This is a genomic window from Achromobacter veterisilvae (assembly GCF_037619525.1).
GTDB classification, from domain to species: Bacteria; Pseudomonadota; Gammaproteobacteria; order Burkholderiales; family Burkholderiaceae_B; genus Achromobacter; species Achromobacter veterisilvae.
The window spans coordinates 4,206,940-4,223,747 of record NZ_CP148753.1 but is presented as its reverse complement, the minus strand read 5'-3'; the positions used below and the strand labels follow the sequence as shown (position 1 = coordinate 4,223,747).

19 protein-coding genes are annotated in these 16,808 nt (G+C 67.7%); 9 read left to right on the top strand and 10 right to left on the bottom strand.

Annotation, left to right across the window (positions count from 1 at the left end):
• Positions 1-6 precede the first annotated feature (6 nt).
• The 6 genes from WHX56_RS19635 to WHX56_RS19610 all read left to right on the top strand — a co-directional run bounded on the left by WHX56_RS19635 (position 7) and on the right by WHX56_RS19610 (position 6,147).
• Positions 7-1,107: a PepSY-associated TM helix domain-containing protein gene (locus WHX56_RS19635; RefSeq protein ID WP_338878729.1), complete on the top strand. Its 1,101-nt coding sequence runs from the start codon at positions 7-9 to the stop codon at positions 1,105-1,107.
• 149 nt (positions 1,108-1,256) lie between these two features.
• On the top strand, positions 1,257-2,351 hold the full coding sequence (ydiK, locus tag WHX56_RS19630) for an AI-2E family transporter YdiK (protein WP_338878728.1): 1,095 nt from the start codon (positions 1,257-1,259) through the stop codon (positions 2,349-2,351).
• A 121-nt stretch (positions 2,352-2,472) separates the two neighbouring features.
• Positions 2,473-3,198 carry an RNA pseudouridine synthase gene (locus tag WHX56_RS19625; protein WP_129238740.1) on the top strand — a complete coding sequence of 242 codons (726 nt, stop codon included), beginning with the start codon at positions 2,473-2,475 and terminating at the stop codon, positions 3,196-3,198.
• A 213-nt stretch (positions 3,199-3,411) separates the two neighbouring features.
• Positions 3,412-4,353 carry an LD-carboxypeptidase gene (locus tag WHX56_RS19620; RefSeq protein ID WP_338881806.1) on the top strand — a complete coding sequence of 314 codons (942 nt, stop codon included), beginning with the start codon at positions 3,412-3,414 and terminating at the stop codon, positions 4,351-4,353.
• A 129-nt stretch (positions 4,354-4,482) separates the two neighbouring features.
• Complete coding sequence (locus WHX56_RS19615; RefSeq protein WP_338878727.1) at positions 4,483-4,827, top strand: helix-turn-helix transcriptional regulator; 345 nt, start codon at positions 4,483-4,485, stop codon at positions 4,825-4,827.
• A gap of 15 nt (positions 4,828-4,842) precedes the next feature.
• Positions 4,843-6,147, top strand: coding sequence for a HipA domain-containing protein (locus WHX56_RS19610; RefSeq protein ID WP_338878726.1), 1,305 nt, complete (start codon positions 4,843-4,845; stop codon positions 6,145-6,147).
• A gap of 16 nt (positions 6,148-6,163) precedes the next feature.
• Here WHX56_RS19610 and WHX56_RS19605 read toward each other — a convergent pair whose 3' ends face one another.
• The 3 genes from WHX56_RS19605 to WHX56_RS19595 all read right to left on the bottom strand — a co-directional run bounded on the left by WHX56_RS19605 (position 6,164) and on the right by WHX56_RS19595 (position 9,234).
• Entirely contained in the window at positions 6,164-7,039 is an 876-nt protein-coding gene (locus WHX56_RS19605; protein WP_129238743.1) for an SAM-dependent methyltransferase, read from the bottom strand.
• 57 nt (positions 7,040-7,096) lie between these two features.
• Entirely contained in the window at positions 7,097-8,446 is a 1,350-nt protein-coding gene (locus tag WHX56_RS19600; protein WP_129238744.1) for an APC family permease, read from the bottom strand.
• Between the two features lie 386 nt (positions 8,447-8,832).
• A complete protein-coding gene (locus tag WHX56_RS19595; RefSeq protein ID WP_338878725.1) occupies positions 8,833-9,234 on the bottom strand; it encodes a hypothetical protein in 402 nt (133 codons plus the stop codon).
• A gap of 211 nt (positions 9,235-9,445) precedes the next feature.
• Here WHX56_RS19595 and WHX56_RS19590 point away from each other — a divergent pair, with 211 nt between their 5' ends.
• Positions 9,446-9,832: a DUF6152 family protein gene (locus tag WHX56_RS19590; RefSeq protein ID WP_338878724.1), complete on the top strand. Its 387-nt coding sequence runs from the start codon at positions 9,446-9,448 to the stop codon at positions 9,830-9,832.
• A 16-nt stretch (positions 9,833-9,848) separates the two neighbouring features.
• Entirely contained in the window at positions 9,849-10,334 is a 486-nt protein-coding gene (locus WHX56_RS19585) for a DUF6644 family protein (RefSeq protein WP_129238746.1), read from the top strand.
• Between the two features lie 21 nt (positions 10,335-10,355).
• Here the strand turns inward: WHX56_RS19585 and WHX56_RS19580 are convergent, their stop codons facing one another.
• From WHX56_RS19580 to WHX56_RS19570, 3 genes are all read right to left on the bottom strand, one after another.
• Entirely contained in the window at positions 10,356-10,988 is a 633-nt protein-coding gene (locus WHX56_RS19580; RefSeq protein ID WP_338878723.1) for an AAA family ATPase, read from the bottom strand.
• On the bottom strand, positions 10,988-11,341 hold the full coding sequence (locus tag WHX56_RS19575) for a type II toxin-antitoxin system prevent-host-death family antitoxin (protein WP_338878722.1): 354 nt from the start codon (positions 11,339-11,341) through the stop codon (positions 10,988-10,990). The genes WHX56_RS19580 and WHX56_RS19575 overlap by 1 nt, the downstream gene beginning before the upstream one ends.
• Positions 11,342-11,407: 66 nt before the next feature.
• The gene (locus WHX56_RS19570) at positions 11,408-12,028 is read right to left on the bottom strand and encodes a glutathione S-transferase family protein (protein ID WP_129238749.1); all 621 of its coding nucleotides are present in this window, start codon (positions 12,026-12,028) and stop codon (positions 11,408-11,410) included.
• 138 nt (positions 12,029-12,166) lie between these two features.
• On the opposite strand from WHX56_RS19570, the gene WHX56_RS19565 reads away from it, so the two are divergent.
• Entirely contained in the window at positions 12,167-13,153 is a 987-nt protein-coding gene (locus WHX56_RS19565) for an arsenic resistance protein (RefSeq protein WP_338881805.1), read from the top strand.
• A 25-nt stretch (positions 13,154-13,178) separates the two neighbouring features.
• On the opposite strand, the gene WHX56_RS19560 is transcribed toward WHX56_RS19565, so the two are convergent.
• The 4 genes from WHX56_RS19560 to WHX56_RS19545 are packed head-to-tail and all read right to left on the bottom strand — an operon-like array spanning position 13,179 to position 16,707.
• A complete protein-coding gene (locus WHX56_RS19560; RefSeq protein WP_338878721.1) occupies positions 13,179-14,456 on the bottom strand; it encodes an MFS transporter in 1,278 nt (425 codons plus the stop codon).
• Entirely contained in the window at positions 14,453-14,959 is a 507-nt protein-coding gene (locus WHX56_RS19555; protein WP_129238752.1) for a 6,7-dimethyl-8-ribityllumazine synthase, read from the bottom strand. Before WHX56_RS19555 ends, WHX56_RS19560 begins: the two co-directional genes overlap by 4 nt.
• 60 nt (positions 14,960-15,019) lie before the next feature.
• Complete coding sequence (locus WHX56_RS19550) at positions 15,020-16,498, bottom strand: sodium:solute symporter (protein WP_338878720.1); 1,479 nt, start codon at positions 16,496-16,498, stop codon at positions 15,020-15,022.
• On the bottom strand, positions 16,495-16,707 hold the full coding sequence (locus WHX56_RS19545) for a DUF3311 domain-containing protein (RefSeq protein ID WP_129238754.1): 213 nt from the start codon (positions 16,705-16,707) through the stop codon (positions 16,495-16,497). Before WHX56_RS19545 ends, WHX56_RS19550 begins: the two co-directional genes overlap by 4 nt.
• Positions 16,708-16,808 lie beyond the last annotated feature (101 nt).

The window sequence follows — 16,808 nt, the reverse complement described above, 5'->3', positions numbered from 1 at the left end:
ACGATCATGCCGCGCCGTCTGTGGTTGTTCTGCCATCGCTGGATCGCGCTGGGCCTGGGCGGGGTCCTGATCCTGTCCGGCCTGACCGGCGCGCTGCTGGCGGTCGCGCGGCCCCTGGACCAATGGCTGCACCCGGCGTACTTCGTGGCGCGCCACGCGCCGGCGCAGGACGCCGCGCCGCTGGAATCGCTGCGCAGCCGCCTGGCCGCGGAGTTCGGGGCGGACGCCGCGATCACCTTCCGGCCGCCGCGAAAGGCGGGCGAGACCCTGCAGGCGAGGGTGCGCGGCGCCTGGCGCGGCATCGTCTTCCTGGATCCGGCGACGGGCGGGGAACAGGGCCGCCGCGGCGACGACGAAGGTTTCGTCGCCGCGCTCTTCAGCCTGCACAGCGCCCTGATGCTCGACAAGGCCGGCAAGGCGGTGCTGGCCTGGGCGGCGCTGGCCTATGCCGGCTTGTGCGTGTCGGGCCTGGTCGTCTGGTGGCCCCGCAAGTGGCCGCCTTCGCTGCGCATGGCGTTCGGCAAAGGCGCCTTGCGCGCGCTGTTCGACGTGCACCGCAATGGGGGCGCCGTCCTCGCGCTGGCGCTTGCCGTCAGCATCGCCACCGGCGCCTACCTGGCGTGGCGTCCGATCGGCGACTGGATCACCTACGCGCTGGGCCATACGCGCGTGGTCGCGCCGGCGCTGCCGCCGGGCGGCGGGCCGATCCGGCCGCTGGACGAACTCGCGGCCGCGGCGCTGGCGGCGCAGCCCGGCGCCACGATCGGGTACTTGCTCTATACCCCGCGCACCGACCGTCCGATGGCCGTGCGCCTGCGCGTGCCCGGCGATCCGCATCCCAACGGACGCACCACCGTCTGGCTGGATCCCCGCAGCGCCGCCGTGATCGCCGTCCATCGCTGGGACGAACTCGACCCCGGCGCCAGGGTGAACTCCATCCTCTATCCGCTGCACACGGGCGAATTGGGCGGCGCCGTGGGCGAGGCGATCGTTGCGCTGCTGGGGCTGGCGCTGGGCGCGCTGGGCATCAGCGGGATATGGCTGTGGTGGCGCAGGCGGCCGGTCCGGCGGATCGCCGATCGCGGCGCCGGCCGGCGGGCGCGCTGAATCCAGCGCCGGCGCTCGAGGCGCTGGCGTTCGGAACCCGATTTCGGATAAATTCGTCGGGAACGCATCGGCGCGCATCGCCCCGGGCTGCCGCCCGCGGGCCGCCATGCGCCGCCATCCAGGGCGGAAAGCCCTGTCAGGAGCAGTGGGTGAATCCACGCCAATCAGCCGATATTGCCCGCATTCTGCTCATCATCGTCATCCTTGCGGGGCTGATGATAGGCAGTCTCTACATCCTGCGGCCGTTCCTGCCCGGCCTGATCTGGGCAAGCACCATCGTCGTCGCCACCTGGCCGGTGCTGCTGGCGATACAGCGCCGTTGCGGCGGACGCCGCTGGATCGCCACCATCGCCATGCTGTTCCTCCTGCTGTTCGTCATCGTGCTGCCTCTGTACCAGGCCATCGCCACGCTGGCGCTGCACAGCGGGGCGATCATGGACACCATCAAAAGCCTGCCCGACTACACGCTGCTGGCGCCGCCCGGCTGGATCCGCAGCATCCCGCTGGTGGGTCCGCGGATCGCAACCGAATGGCAGACGCTGTCGGACGCCGGGGCAGGCGGGCTGCTGGCGCGGCTGGAACCCTATATCACCGGCGCCGCGCGCTGGCTGCTGGGCCATGCCGCCATCGTCGGCGTGTTCGTCATGCACATGCTGATCACCGTCATCATCGCCGGCATCCTCTACTTCAAGGGAGACGTGGCCGCCGACTTCGTGCTGCGCTTCTTCAACCGGCTGGCCGGGCAGCGCGGCATGTCCGCGGTCCGGCTGGCGGGGATGGCGATCCGCGCCGTGGCGCTGGGCATCGTGGTCACGGCGGTCGTGCAGTCCGCGCTGGGCGGCATCGGCCTGTGGATCGCCGGCGTGCCGGCGGCCGGCATCCTGACCGCGCTGATGGTCATGCTGTGCCTGGCGCAACTGGGCCCGCTCCTGCCCATGCTGGGCGGCGTGGCCTGGCTGTTCCAGAACGACATGAAACTGGCGGCCGCGGTGCTGCTGGTCTGGGCGCTGGTGGTCGGGACCCTGGACAACCTGCTGCGGCCGATACTGATCAAGCGCGGCGTGAACCTGTCGCTGCTGCTGATCCTGGCGGGCGTGCTGGGCGGCATGTTCGCCTTCGGCATCGTGGGGCTCTTCATCGGCCCGGTGATCCTGGCCGTGACCCAGACGCTGCTCAAGGCCTGGATCGACGAGGCGCCCGCGCCGGTTCCCGTGGAAGCGGGGACGCCGGACCAAGGCCCATGAATTATGATGCGTTACTTTCAGGCAACACCCCCCGGCAACACCCCATGACGCTGCACCCGTTCGTTCGCGCTCTTTCCTATCCACACCGGCCCGCGGGGCCTTCGCCCAAGGCGGCGCGGCGATGAGCGAGAGCGTGCGCCTGGCCAAGCGCGTGGCCGCGGACCTGTCCTGCTCGCGGGGCGACGCCGAACGCTATATAGAGGGCGGCTGGATCGCCGTGGACGGCGCAAAGGTGGAAGAGCCCGGATACCGGGTCGCGCCGGGCCAGGCCGTCAGCCTCCTGCCGGGCGCGCGCCTGGAAGAGGCGCGCCCCGTCACCATTCTGGTGCACAAGCCCGCCGGCCTGTACGCCAATGACGAACCGGGGTCCGCCCGCGACCTGATCGTGCCCGGGAACCTGATGCCGGGCGACCGGTCCGGCCAGCGCTACCTGAAGCGCATGTTCAACGGCCTGCGGCTGGCGACTCCCCTGGAGCGCGCCGCCAGCGGGCTGCTGGTCTATACGCAGGAATATCCCGTGGCCCGCAAGCTGGTGGAAGAGGGCCGCCACGTCGAACAGGAATACGTCGCCCAGGTCTCGGGCCGCCTGGAAGAGGGCGATCTGGCGCGCCTGCAGCGCGGCCTGGCCTACGAGGGCCGCGCCGCCGTTCCCATGAAGGTCAGTTGGCAGAACGAAACCCATCTGCGCTTCGCCTTGAAGACGCCGGCGCCGGGATTCATCGAATACGTATGCGAGACCGCCGGCCTGCGCTTGCAGGCGCTGCGGCGCATCCGCATCGGGCGCCTGCCCATGGCGGGCTTGGCGGCGGGGCAATGGCGCTACCGCCTGCCCTACGAACGGTTCTGAGAGGCGGGAATGACGATGGCGGACTCGCGCGGCGGCCTGGACCGGAACCTGGACGGCGGACGCAGGGGCTTCCTCATCGGCGCGGGCCTGCTGGGGCTGTCCTCCGCCGTGCTGGGCGGATGCGCCAGCCGCGCGCCGGTTTCCCCGCGGCAGCCGGCGGCGCCGGTCCGGCCCGCGCCCCCGGTTTCCCACGCCGGCGCCGCCGCGTCGGCGGTGCCCGCGCTCAAGCCGGGCGCCCGCGTCGCCATCGTGGCGCCGGCATCCGCCGCGCCGGACGCCAGCGATCTCGCCGCCGAATGGCTGGAAGCGCGCGGTTTCGCGGCGCAGGTCATGCCCGCCTCGCGCGCGCGGCTGGACGCCCCCTACGATTACCTGGCGGGCACCGACGCCGAACGGCTCGACGACCTGCACGCGGCCTTCGCCTCGCCGGACATCGGCGCGGTGTGGTGCCTGCAAGGCGGTTTCGGCTCGTGGCGCCTGCTGGACAGGCTGGACTTCAGCCTGTTGCGCCGCCACCCCAAGCCCTTCATCGGCTACAGCGACATCACCGCGCTGCACCTGGCCATGCAGCGGCACGCCGGCTTCGTCACCTTCCACGGCCCGATGCTGGCGCAGGACCTGCTGGCCGGCAAACGCGAGCCCACCGAATCGCACTTGCTGGCCATGGTCGGCGGCCAAGTGGGGCAGGGAGCGTGGATCGAACCGCCGCCGGACGCCAGCGCCACCGAACTCGTGCCGGGAACCGCGACCGGACGGCTGATCGGCGGCAACCTGGCGCTGATCGCCGCGCTGATCGGCTCGCCCAACGAAATCGACACCCGCGACGCCATCCTCTTCATCGAAGACGTCAACGAAGCGCTGCCCCGGGTCGACCGGCTGCTGAGCCAACTGGCCGCCGCGGGCAAGTTCGACGGCCTGAAGGGCGTGCTGGTCGGCAACTTCACGCGCATCCTTGGCGTGCAGATGGATGACGCGCAGGCCCAGGGCATGCTGTACCCGCTGATCCTGGATCAATTCCGGGCGCGCGGGATCCCGGTGCTGGCCGGCTGGCCCAGCGGCCACGGCAATCCGAACCTGACCCTGCCGCTGGGCGCCCGCGTCACCCTGGATACGGGGCGCGGCGCACTGCGCCTGGAACAGGCGGTGACGGTGTAAGGCAAAATCCCTAAAATGCTCCATTAATGGCGCAAAATATATGGATATGACTCATTAATGAGTCATATCTAGACCAATTCTTGACTCATTTATCGTGCAATTTCTGCTGTAAAGCACTATTATTGAGTCATGAAAAAGAAGCTCGAACCCAGTTTCGACGCCGCCGAAGCGCTCGCGCGGATCGGCGCCAACATCCGCACCGCCCGGCTGCGCCGCGCCGAGACGGAGTCCACGCTGGCCAGCCGCATGGGCGTGTCCCGCGCCACCATCGCCCGCCTGGAACGCGGCGACGGCGGCGTGTCGCTGACGCTCGTCCTGGAAGCCTTGCTCCAGTACGGGTTCGCGGACCAGGTCTTCGCGCTGGGCGACCCCGAACAGGACGGCGTCGGCAAGCGGCTCGACGCGGTGCGCCGGCCCAGCCGCGGCAGCGCCGGCGCGCTGCATTCGCATCGCGCCGATCCTTCCCGGCTATAGCCGCCGGCCCCGGACATGGCACCCACCAGAAAACACAAATCGGTCGAGAGCGAACTGTTCGTCTACATCGACATCCGCGGCGAGGCGGTGCTGGCCGGCATCCTGACGCTGGACGACTCGGACGAGAACCATTTTTTCGCTGAATTCACCTACGTGCAGTCCTACGCGGACGATCCGCGCGCCTTCGCGCTGGATCCGCTGAACCTGCCGCTGGTCGACGCCAGGACCACCTTCCGCACCGAGAGCCGCTACGAAACACTGGGCGCGATCTTCGATGCGGCGCCCGACGCCTGGGGGCGCAACGTCATGCGCGTCGACAACTCCGGCGCCCGCATCACCGAAGACGAAGTCCTGCTCAAGGGCAGGGGCATGGGCGTGGGCGCGCTGTTCTTCAGCGCGCGGCAGCTCACGCCGAACATGCGCAAGACCTACCGCCTGCCCGAAATCGGCCAGCTCGAGTCGCTGGCCGACCTGCTGACCGACATCGACCAGGGCGTCAAGCCCAAGGGCCTGTACCGCGACATCCTGGGCAGTTCCTGGGACATCGGCGGAGCGCGCCCCAAGACCATCGTGCGCGACGACCAGGGCGAAATGTGGATCGCCAAGTTTCCGCGCAAGGGCGATTCCTATGACCGCCAGCGAGTCGAATACGCCAACCTGCAAATGGCCAAGGCCATCGGCCTGACCGTGCCGGACATCCGTCTGGCCGAAACGCACCTGGGGGCGGTCCTGCTGACGCACCGCTTCGACCGCGAACGGCTGCCCGCGGGGCAGGGCGCGGAGCCCGTCGTCGCGCGCCGCCATTTCCTGAGCGGGGCCGCGCTCATCAGCCCGTCCGTGCAGATCGGCAAGCGCGAACTGGACGGGCCGCGCGGCAAGGCCACGTATTCCTACGCCCGGCTGGCCGACGTCGCCCGCCGCGTGTCGTCGAACCCGGTGCAGGACCTGAAGGAACTGTACGCGCGCATGATCCTGAACGTCGCCGTCCACAATACCGACGACCACCTGAAGAACGTCGGCTTCCTGAAGGACGAGCGCGCGCACAGCTACCGGCTGTCTCCCTTGTTCGACGTGGTGACGCAGGAAGGCTCCGCCAGGCACTACCTGCATATCGGCGCGGCCGGCCGGGAAAGCTCGTTCCAGAACTGCCTGAGCGAGTACCGGCGCTTCGGCCTACGCTCCGAAGCCGCGGCCAGGGAAATACTCGAACACGTGCGCGCGGTGGTGGCGGAACGCCGGCGGTTCTACGACATGGCCGGCATGACGGCCGAGGAAATCGCCCACGTGGAGGCCTCGCTGATGGCGTGGCGCCACCACTAAAGCGCCCGGCAGCCCGCTACGCGCGCTTGGCCGACCAGTTGCCCTGGCCGGCGGCCTGGCCGCTCATCGTCCTGCCGTTGACGTGCCCCTGGTAGCGCACGCCGTTCACCGTGAACGCGATTTCGGTGCCGTTCAGCCGCGCGTCCGAGATCGGGACCGAACCCAGCCTGCCCGACAGTTTCTGGTAATGCTGGTCCAGTTGCAGCGTCTGCCCGCCCACGTCCCATTTGCCCTGCACTTTGGCGGGGACGATCCAGAGCAGCGCGGTGCAATAGGTGCTGCAATCCTGCGTGACGGTTTCCTCGGCGTCCGGCTCCCAGTCTCCCATGCGGAACGTGTTCGAGACCACGCGCGTGCCGGGCGCCAGCTCCAGCAGCCTGGGCCGCAGTTTTTCGTTGATCGTCGACAGCAGGAACATGGTGATGACGTCCGCCTTCGACAGGTCGGTGGCGAACAGGTCCGCCGTCACGAACGTGGCGCGGTCGCCGACGCCCGCGCGTTCTGCATTGCGGCGCGACAGTTCGACCAGGTCCGGGTTGTATTCGATGCCCTGGGCCCGCAGGCCGCGCTGCGCGGCCGTGATGACGGTGCGGCCGTCACCCGAGCCCAGGTCCATCAGCCTGTCCTTGGGCGTGACCTTGGCCATGTCCAGCATCTTGTCCACCAGGGTCTGCGGGGTGGGCACCCAGATGACGTCCTTGCCGTCCTGGCCCACGTCGGGCACATATTCCTTCTTCTGTTCGGCGGTCTGCGCCGCCTTCGGCGCGGGCTGGGCGCTGGCGCCGAAGGCGCAGGCCAGGGCCAGCGCCATCGCCGAGGCCAGCATCGCCTGGCGGAACCGAAGCGCGCCTGTCCGGGCGCGGGCCGATGGGGAGGGGATCGCGATCTGCATGATGTAGGCTCCTTGCGTAGGGGGACTCGGAAGGCCGGCCGCCCGGAGACGCCGCGGCTACCGCCGCGCCGGGTCCGGCTTGAGCAGGCGCAGCATGGGCAGGCCCGCCGCCAGGACGGCCAGCCCGATCAGGGCGCCGGCCCCCGCGTAGACGGCGCTGGAATACACCAGGCCGGCGCACGCCAGCGCCAGCAGCGCGGGGGGAAGCGGGTAGAGGGGAACGCGGAAGGGCCGCGGGCGGTCGGGATCCAGGCGCCTCAGCCGCCACACCGATCCCGCGACCAGCAGCATGAATATCCAGAACACCGGCGCCGTATAGGCCACCATGGTCTGCACGCTGTTCTGGCTGAACGCGCCCAGCGCGACCAGGGCCAGGGTGATCGCGCCCTGGGCCAGCAGCGCGACGGCCGGCGTGTCGTTGCGCGCGCTCCAGGCCGCCAGCGGGCGCAGGCGCGGAACGTCCCGGCCCAGCGCGCAATACACGCGGGCGCCGGTGATGATGGTTCCGTTGATGGTGCTGAGCGCCGTGGCGCAGATCGTCAAACTGAGCAGGGCGGCGGCGTAGGGGCCGGCCGCCAGTTGCATGACGTCCGCGCCCAGCGCGGGCGTATCGCGCAGCCCTTGCAGGCCGAAGATCTGAAGCAGCGCCAGGTTGATCAAGACATAGGCGCCCGTGACGATCGCGGTGCCGATCAGCAGCACCCGGCTCATGTTGCGCGCCGGCTCCCGCAATTCGCCGCTCAGGTAGGCCGCCTCGTTCCAGCCGCCGTAGGTCAGCAGCACGAACACCATGCCCATCCCCATCAGGCCGGCCGGATTGCCCGTCAGCGGCGTGGGCTCGCCGCCTCGCAGCGGGCTGCTTCCGGTGGCGGACAGGCTGGCGATCAGCACCGCCGCCAGCGCGGCCAGCGTCAGCATGGTGAACGTCCATTGCAGGCGCTTCGAATAGCGGGTGCCGGCCACGTTCAGCGCGGTCAGCGCCGCCACGGAGATCGCGGCGTGCAGGGCGGGGCCGTGCGTGCCCAACGGCGCCAGGCGCTGCGCATAATCGCCGTAGATAAAAGCGACCACCGCAATCGCGCCCGTCTGGATCACGGTGCAGCGCGCCCAGGCGAACATCAATCCCACGCGCTGGCCCCAGGCGCGCGTCAGATACAGGTATTCGCCGCCGGCGCCGGGATAGGCCGAGCCGAGTTCCCCGTAGCACAGCGCGCCGATCAGCATCACGAAGCCGCCCGCGCACCACAGCGCGATGTACGCCGCCTCGGATCCGGCGTGCTGCGCCACCAGGGGCGGAAAGCCGAAAATGCCGATGCCGATCACCACCCCGACCAGCACCATCGTCGCATCCATCACCGACAGGCCGGCCGGCGCCCGCCCCATCGCCGCGTCCGATGCGCCGTTCATCGTCCCGGGCTCCGCGCGCGCCGGGAAGCGCCGCCGGCCGGATGAGGCGCCCGCCGCGCCAGGAGCAAACGGATGGAACTCGCGGACGAACGCGCAGGAAACGGTGTCATCGGGGCTCCCGAGTAGGCGGCGGGGATGGGCGAGGGCGCCGTTCGGCCACGGCGCCTGACGCTCTCCTGAACATTTAAGCGACCGGCGCGACTCGGGAAAAGTTTCTTCGGGTTTTCCCGAAAAAATGCAGGAAGCCCCTGGCCCGGGTAAAGCCTCCTGCGTGAAACGACATTAAGAATACTCTATAACTGATTGATTTTAATAATTTTATTATCAATCTTAAAGTAAACTATTTAAAGTAATTTCTCAAAATAAAAATCGGCCAAACAATTGGCTTATCGCAGGTGCCGGGCCACGCACGCCTCCCAGTCCGCGGGCAAGGAAATATCCCGAGGCGCGGCGCAAGCCGGTTTGCAGAGGTAGATGGCGCAGGCTACATAGCTGACGCTGGACAGCGCGAGGGTGATCATCGGCCGCGCCAACGGCTGCGGGAATCCCCCCAGGAACCGCAGGGCGAAGTCCGGCTGCCCGGCGAGTCCCGCGGCCACCGAGTCGCGCAGCAACCGCAAGGTCACGCCATACAGCCAGGACGAGAATTTCGCACGGCCAAGCTCGCGATAGCTTTGCGCATGCCGCCCGAAGGCCCGCGCCAGGCCGGGATCGATGCGTTGCACGTGCGCTTCCAGCAGCCGTTCCAGTTCGCTGGAGTGCCGGTACACCAGATCGCGCAGCGGCACGTCGGTATCCGCTTGCGGCGTTGCGGACGAGGCGGGCGGGGCGGCACAATGGTTCGTCGGCGTCAGCATTTCCCGTCAGATTGCAGAATCTTCATCACCGGGGATTAGATCGTGCGGACGGGTACTTGTGAATCACTGAAACTGGGTATTTGCCTGCGGGGCCGGCGCCGGGCGCGGGGAAGGGAGCCCACCTCAACTCAGGAGCATCGACATGAAGCGTTTCCTACGCATGCATTTGGCGGGCCTGGCGCTGTCCGGGCTGGCGGCCGCGCCGATGGCGGCCATGGCGCATCACGGCTGGTCGTGGGCCGAGTCCGAGCAGATGACCTTGCAGGGCACGGTGCAGCAGGTCCAGATCGCGCCGCCTCATCCCTGGCTGGACGTCCGGACCGATGACGGGGTCTGGCGCGTCGAGCTGGGCAATCCCAACCAGACGAAAGAAGCGGGGTTCGTCGAAGGCTCCGCCAAGCCCGGCGATACGGTCACCGCCATCGGCAACCGGGACCGGGACTCGACCAACAAGCACATGAAGGCCGTGCAGATCAAGGTGGGCGGCAAGACCTACGATATCTATCCCGGCCGCATCCAGAAGCCCTGAACCGCGGACCGCGACGATGCCCGACCTGCTGCGGCTCGCCCTGGAACAGCTCGAAGCCATGCCGCCCTCGATCTGGCTGCGGCGGTCGGGCACGCTGTACCTGCTGGTGAACGCCGCGCACATCGGGTCCATCGGCCTGCTGATCGGATCCATCGTGCCCCTGGACCTGCGCCTGCTGGGCCTGCTCAGGCCCGGCCCCCTGGCCGTGCTCGCGCCCGTGCTGGCGCGCACCGCCGCGGCCGGCCTGGCGCTGGCGGTGCTGACCGGCGCAATGCTGTTTGGCGTCCGCCCGCTGGAATACCTCCAGAACCCCGCGTTTCTCGTCAAGATGGGCCTGCTGGGCGCGGGCGCGCTCAACGCCTGGGCCGTGCGCCGCGGCCGGGCCTGGGCCCGGGTGCTGGACCAGGGCAGGGCCAGCGGCGCCATGCGCGCGCAGGCCGGCGCATCGCTGCTGCTGTGGCTGGGCTGCCTGGTGGCGGGGCGCTGGATCGGGTTCTTGTAAGGCCGGGACAGGCGGGGCGCCTCAAGCGGCGTCTTCGAGCGCCGCCTCGACCAGCGGCTTGGCCCAATCCGGCGTCCCCAGCGCATCCTGCAGCGAGGCCGGGAAAAGCACGCCGCAGTCCCGCTGATGAAGCACCAGCCGGGGCTCCGGTATCGCTTCGCCCAGCGCCGCTTCCAGGCTGTTGTCGTAGACGCGCAATTCGGCCAGGCGCGGCATCAGCGCCAGCAGGTTGCGCACCGACGTCAGGCAGCGCTGGCGTATGCGGGGTTCGGGGATGTCATGGCCGCCTTGCGCAACGCGCTGGCGCACCCGGGCGATATGCTGCTCGGCGTCGCGCAATCCGCAGAACCAAATCAGGACGTCGTGGGAGGCCGATGCCGCAAGTAGCCGTTTCGTGATCGTATCGCCGCCCAAGGTGGTTTCGAACGCAAAAGACCTGCCTTTGTCTATCGCTTCGTCCAGACGGCGCACCCCTTCGCCCCAGGCGGCGGCGTTTGCGTCCTCTTGCTGGTAGCCGAATTCCTGGACCAGCGCCCGCGCGAACGAATCCGGATTGAACCAAGTCGCGCCCTGCTGGGAGAGCAGGTAGCCGCCGACCGAACTCTTGCCGGCGCCGTTGACGCCGGCCAGCACATAAATGACCGGCCGGGCCATCAGAACGTGGAGCCCGCCTTGACCCGGCCGCCAAGCTGGCCGGGAGAGCGCATCGCCGAGCGCAGCGCGTCGCCCGCGGTGTCCTCGGCAAGCACGGCCAGCCGTTCATCGAAGCGGCGGCGCAATTCCACGAGAGGATCCGGCGATGCGTTCCTGGCCGCCTGCGCCGCTTCGACCAGGCGCGTGTACTCCGCCGTGGAAAGAATCACGGCCTCGGGTTGGTTGTGATTCGTGATGAGCAATTTTCCCTCGGCGGCCAGCGCGCGCATCATGCCGCGCCATCCGTCCTTTTTGACGGACGAAGCCGCCGCGACCGGCAGGGAAGTCAAGGGATAGGCGATTTGGGCAGTCATGGCGATGCTCCAGGAGACAGTCAAGCCATTTTACCCAAATTTCCCATTTTGGCCAATTTCAGGGAATCAACTCGCCTCGGCCCGCGCGCGCTGCACGGCCGGCCGCGAGCCGACGCGCGCCAGATAGGCCGTCAGCTTGGGAAACTGCGCCATGTCGACGCCGTCGCCCTCCAGCCAGCTACCGACGGTGTACAGATAGCTGTCGGCCACGCTGTAGCGGTCGCCGGCCACCCACGGGCCGGCGATCTGCGATTCAAGGTAGGCGGCGCAGGCGGTCATGGCCTGCGGCACCTTCGCGCGCATGGCCTCGTGCGCGGCCGGGTCGTCCGCCCAGCGCGCGCCGCGCCGCTTGTGCGCATGCGCCACGTGGGCGGTGGAAGCCAGGTAGCTCGTCAGTTCCTGCATGCGGGCGAACGCAAAGGGGTCGTCCAGGGGCGCCAGGCCGGCCTCCGGGAAACGCTGCGCTACGAACGCGAGCAGCGCCGGGGTCTCGGTCAGCACGCCAAGCTCGGTCGCCAGCGCCGGCACGCGGCCCTTGGGATTGATGCGCAGGTATTCGGCGCTTTGCTGCTGCCCGGCGCTGAAGTCCAGCTTGACGAGGTCGAATTCGGCGCCTGCTTCGTGCAGCGCGATATGGGTGGCAAGCGCGCAGGTACCAGGGGCGGAGTAAAAGGTCCAACGGGACATCGGCATCCTCTTTCGGCATGGGGGTAGGGCAGCCATTATCCCCCGCCCTCGACGCGCCGGGCAATGAGCGCCGCGGCGATCCCGCGGCCGCGCAAGGCTTATGATTGGGCCCTCGTTACTCAGCCCCGTCCCCCCGACATGCCGCGACAGCGCGTAAGAGACTTCCTGGAGCAGCGGCAGGTTGCCGTCTATTTTGGCGCGGTGGCAGCCGCGGCGGTCCTGGCCCGGCGCGTCCCGGCGTCGGCGGCGCTGGCGCCCGCCATCGATCCGCTGCTCGGCTTCATGCTGTTCGTGACCTTCCTGCAAGTGCCGCTGACCGAGCTTCGCCGGGCCATGGCCAACCTCCGGTTCCTGGCCGCGCTGCTGGTTTCGAACTTCATCGCCGTTCCGCTATTGGTCGCGTGCCTGCTGCCCTGGCTGCCCGGCGCGCCGCTGGCCAGGGCAGGCGTGCTGCTCGTGCTGCTGACGCCGTGCATCGACTACGTGGTGACGTTCGCGCACCTTGGCCGGGCCGATGCGCGCCCGCTGCTCGCCGCGACCCCGATCCTGCTGGCCGCGCAGATGCTCCTGCTGCCTGTGTATCTGGGCGTCTTCCTCGGCGAGGAGGCCGCCGGCCTGGTCCACTGGGGCCCCTTCATCCACGCGTTCATATGGCTCATCGCGGTGCCGTTGGCACTGGCGGCCATAGTCCAGGCCGCCGCCGCCCGAAGCAGGGTCATGGACACGGCGGCAAGCCTCCTCGGCCTCTTGCCCGTGCCCGCGACCGCGCTCGTGCTGTTCGTCGTCGTCGCGGCCGTCGGCCCCCGGCTTGGCCCGGCGTTCGAGGAGGTCAGGGCGGTCGCTCCGGTCTACCTCGCATTCGCCGTGCTTGCGCCGGCCATCGGCTGGGGAATCGGCCGCCTCTGGCGCCTGCCGGCGGACCAGGCAAGGGCCGTGGCGTTCAGCACGGCCACGCGGAACTCCCTGGTCGTCCTTCCGCTCGGCCTGGCGATCCCGGGCGCCGTGCCGCTGCTGCCGGCCGTCATCGTCGCGCAGACCCTGGTGGAACTGGTGAGCGAACTGATATACATACGCGTGCTGCCGAAGCTTGGCGGGCGGCGGCGGGCGGCGAATACGCTCGAATAGGCAAGCCCGGAACCGCCCGCCCGGTTTATCCGGAAACCGGCCCGGTCCGGCGCTTGCGCGCGGTCAGCAGGAACCCGAGCAATCCAACCACCGGCCCAGGAACGAGAATCCACACGGCGTCCAGGCCGACGCGCTCGAGCAATGCAGCCGTCAAGGCGATCGACACCACCGTGATCGCAAAGCCGATGGAGTTCTGGATGGCCAGGGCCGAGCCGACCAGATCCGGTGGGCAACTGCGGGCGGACAGGGCGGAGAACTGCGGCGAATCGGCAACCACCGCGGCCCCCCAGACCAGCATCAGCGCCAAGGTCGCGGCGGGGGGCAGTACCTGCCAGAACAAGGCGAAAATGCCGCCCGCCAAGCCGGAAATGAATAAGGCTCCCAGGGCCACCGCCGCGCTGTCGTAGCGCCGGGTCAGCATGCCGCCCGTTACGCACCCCAGCGCTCCGGCGGCAATGATGGCAAAGGAGATCCCCGGGACTCCCAAAGCGGGAAAAAGCACCGAGAGCCCGGTACGCGCCACCAGGACCGGCACCACGGTCCAGAATGCGTAAAGCTCCCACATATGGCCGAAGTAGCCCCAGGCGGCCGCGCGGAAGCCTCTGACCTTGAAGGCCGCCAGGACGCCCGATCCCGCGGCGGACGGCCGCTTCCCGTAATCGCGGCGCCTATCGCGTCCGGGCAGGAAAGGGCCGTCGCCAAGCGTATAGATGAGGATGCTGCCGATTACCGCGAGCGCGGAAGACGCAAGCACAATGGATTGCCAGGGCAGGTCGGCGCCCAGCTCGCGCAGAAGATGCGGCAGGGCGGTGCCGAGGGTGAGCATGGCGACCAGATGGGCGAGCGCCACGCCGGTCCGGCTTGGCTCCCAGCTTACGATCAGCTTCATGCCCAGCGGGTAAATGCCCGCCAGGGAAAGGCCGACAAAGAACCGGTATACCAGGGCCTCCGGCAACCCCTGGGCGATGAGCGCGAAACAAGCATTGAAAAGAGCGCCGACGACGGCGCTCAGCGCGAAGATCCGGCTGGCCGCATATCGGTCGGCCAGGCCGAAGAGCGCCATGATCAGGGTTCCGGTAATGAATCCGGCCTGAACGGCGCTTGTCAGCCAGCCGATGTCGGCCGCGGTGACATTCCACGCTTTTGCGAGATCCGCCGCCGCGCTATTCGCGCTGAACCATAAGGACGTCCCCAAAAGCTGGGCGATGGCGATGATGGTGGAAGGCCGAAACCAGCGGTCCGGCTCGCGGCGCGGTGCTCCTTGCGCCCGGGTGCCGGCATTGCCATTGTCGATATCGGTCATGCGGCGCCCGCCGGTTCTTTGTTGGCATCGTTCGGCGGAAGGTCGGTTTCGAATCGACGCAACGCGCCCAGCATTCCCTCGCACGCATCCGCGACCTCCTGGCCTTTGTGCTTGAGGTGATCGGAGAAGAAGTTCTCGTGGTCGGAATGCGAGTGAAAGTGATGAGGGGTGAGAGACATCGAGAATACAGGAACATTCGTGTCGAGCTGGACCCGCATCAAGCCATCGACTACCGCTTGCGCCACGAATTCGTGGCGGTAAATGCCGCCATCGACGACCAGCGCGGCTCCGACGATAGCATCGTATCGGCCGGAGAGCGCGGCCCGCTTGGCCATAAGCGGAATCTCGAAAGCGCCGGGGACGTCGTAGGTGTCGATTCTGTTCAGCGGCCATCCATAGTGCGACATCCGCTCGTAGAAGGCCAGCCTCGCATGCGCCAGCAAGTCGGAATGCCAGCTCGACTGGATATAGGCGATGCGTCTTATCTGTGTCTTATTCCGCATAGGCGTAAGTCCGCGGCGCCGCTCGTATCGATCGGCGCCGCGTTCCCAAGAGTCAAGAAGTTAGGAGGAAGCGTTGGCAGGCACGCGGCCAGCGGTGGAGAAGCCTCGCGTCATGGCGCTCACGGCGATCAGCACGATCAGGTTGAACACCAGCGCAACGATGCCGACGTTCATGTCCTTCAGCGCCGCCGGAAGAAAGGGAAACATGCTGGCGACCGTCTGCTTGGTCAGGGACACGTAGGCGACCGTCGAAACGCCGACAGTGATTCCGGCGAATGCCGCCGGCTTGGTGACGGGATTGGACGGCAACAGGCTGGCCAGGAAGACCGGGAAAAGCTGCGTGACGAATGCGTAGGCCATGAGCAGGAGCGCGACAATCGTGTCTCCTCCTCCCAGCGTGAACCAGACCGCGACCGCCATGATGACGGGCGCAAGGCATTTCGCGACCCGGGCGATGTGGGCGTCTTCCACGCCGGGACGCATCGGCCGGTAGACGTTGTTGGCAAGAAGCGTCGCCGACGTCATCAGGATCATGGAGCCCGGAACCAGCGCGGTCAGGATGCCCGCCGCGCCAATGACGCCGACAAACCAGGGGTCGAACGTCTGCAGGGCAATCTTGAACAGCGCCAGATCGATATCGCCGCCTTTCAGGCCGGGCACCTGGAGCACGGCGGAGAAGCCGACGAACAGGATGAACAGCAGCATTAGCTGGTAGATCGGCAGGATGAATGCGTTCTTGCGCAGCACGCCTTCGCCCTTGGCGGTGTACACGGCCATGAACATATGAGGCCACATGTAGAAGCCGAGCGTGGACAGGACGACCGTCGAAACCATCCACGTGGGGCTCTGGCCCACGTCCCGGAGGGCGAGGAAACCCGGCTTGGCCGTTTCGATTGCGGCGAACATGTTTTCAATACCGCCATAGTAGTGATATGGCAGGTACAGCCCCATGAAAACGGCCACCAGCATGACCAGCGCATCTTTGATGACCGACGTCCAGGCCGAGCCGTGGACGCCCGAGAGCGCCACATATAAGGCAACCACGACTGCGCCGATGATCACGCCCTGTTGCGACGAAATCGCCGAATAGGACGAGATGCTTACGATGATGCCCAAGCCCTTGAGCTGAAGGACCAGGTAGGGGATGAGCGCGATGAAACCGACAACCGCGACCAGGACGCCAATGGCGTTGCTCTTGTATTTCGAGGCGAAGAAGTCCGGCTGGGAGAGCAGCCGGCGTTCCTTCGCATACCGCCAGACGGCGGGAAGGATGAAATAGGAAAGCACGAACGGCAGGCTTCCATACCCCAGCAGGTAGTAGGCGCCCGCGCCATTGCCGTAGGCGAATCCGCTGCCGCCCAGAAACACGAACGTCGTATAGATTTCGCCGGCCATCAGCAGGAAGACGATCGCGGCGCCGAACCCCCGGCCGCCGACCGTCCACTGTTCCAGGCTCATGTCCTTGCCCCGCCTTGCCCGTATCCCGAGGTACAGGGCAACCCCGACAGCCAATGCAATAAAGATCAGTGCGCTGTTCATTTTGTGTGATCGTCCTTGTCGGTGGAATCCGCTGCTTGGTCGGAGTAGTAGATGATCGCCATCACAATCGAAGTCAGAACGAGGGATAGCGTGAGCCAGGAAAGCAGGAACGGCATTCCCAGCAGGAACGGAGTAACGCGATTCAGGAAGAACGGCCCTACAAGGACCATAAGAACTGGCGCAAACGCCAATGTGTGGACGGCTCGCATGGATAGAACTCCAAGTTTTCCCTTGTGATTGGACGCGCGCCGGCCTCAAGGCGATACCTATCGCCTCGACAGTCCCTGCGCGCGGTTGTTACGGTGAACGT

Coding starts and splice junctions, on each gene's coding strand:
- WHX56_RS19550 (WP_338878720.1), bottom strand. CDS start 16,498: ATGAACAGCGCACTGATCTTTATTGCATTGGCTGTCGGGGTTGCCCTG.
- WHX56_RS19580 (WP_338878723.1), bottom strand. CDS start 10,988: ATGGCCCGGCCGGTCATTTATGTGCTGGCCGGCGTCAACGGCGCCGGC.
- WHX56_RS19555 (WP_129238752.1), bottom strand. CDS start 14,959: ATGCGGAATAAGACACAGATAAGACGCATCGCCTATATCCAGTCGAGC.
- WHX56_RS19600 (WP_129238744.1), bottom strand. CDS start 8,446: ATGAACGGCGCATCGGACGCGGCGATGGGGCGGGCGCCGGCCGGCCTG.
- WHX56_RS19635 (WP_338878729.1), top strand. CDS start 7: ATGCCGCGCCGTCTGTGGTTGTTCTGCCATCGCTGGATCGCGCTGGGC.
- WHX56_RS19570 (WP_129238749.1), bottom strand. CDS start 12,028: ATGTCCCGTTGGACCTTTTACTCCGCCCCTGGTACCTGCGCGCTTGCC.
- WHX56_RS19605 (WP_129238743.1), bottom strand. CDS start 7,039: ATGCAGATCGCGATCCCCTCCCCATCGGCCCGCGCCCGGACAGGCGCG.
- WHX56_RS19545 (WP_129238754.1), bottom strand. CDS start 16,707: ATGCGAGCCGTCCACACATTGGCGTTTGCGCCAGTTCTTATGGTCCTT.
- WHX56_RS19565 (WP_338881805.1), top strand. CDS start 12,167: ATGCCGCGACAGCGCGTAAGAGACTTCCTGGAGCAGCGGCAGGTTGCC.
- WHX56_RS19585 (WP_129238746.1), top strand. CDS start 9,849: ATGCCCGACCTGCTGCGGCTCGCCCTGGAACAGCTCGAAGCCATGCCG.
- WHX56_RS19590 (WP_338878724.1), top strand. CDS start 9,446: ATGAAGCGTTTCCTACGCATGCATTTGGCGGGCCTGGCGCTGTCCGGG.
- WHX56_RS19610 (WP_338878726.1), top strand. CDS start 4,843: ATGGCACCCACCAGAAAACACAAATCGGTCGAGAGCGAACTGTTCGTC.
- WHX56_RS19575 (WP_338878722.1), bottom strand. CDS start 11,341: ATGACTGCCCAAATCGCCTATCCCTTGACTTCCCTGCCGGTCGCGGCG.
- WHX56_RS19615 (WP_338878727.1), top strand. CDS start 4,483: ATGAAAAAGAAGCTCGAACCCAGTTTCGACGCCGCCGAAGCGCTCGCG.
- WHX56_RS19625 (WP_129238740.1), top strand. CDS start 2,473: ATGAGCGAGAGCGTGCGCCTGGCCAAGCGCGTGGCCGCGGACCTGTCC.
- WHX56_RS19560 (WP_338878721.1), bottom strand. CDS start 14,456: ATGACCGATATCGACAATGGCAATGCCGGCACCCGGGCGCAAGGAGCA.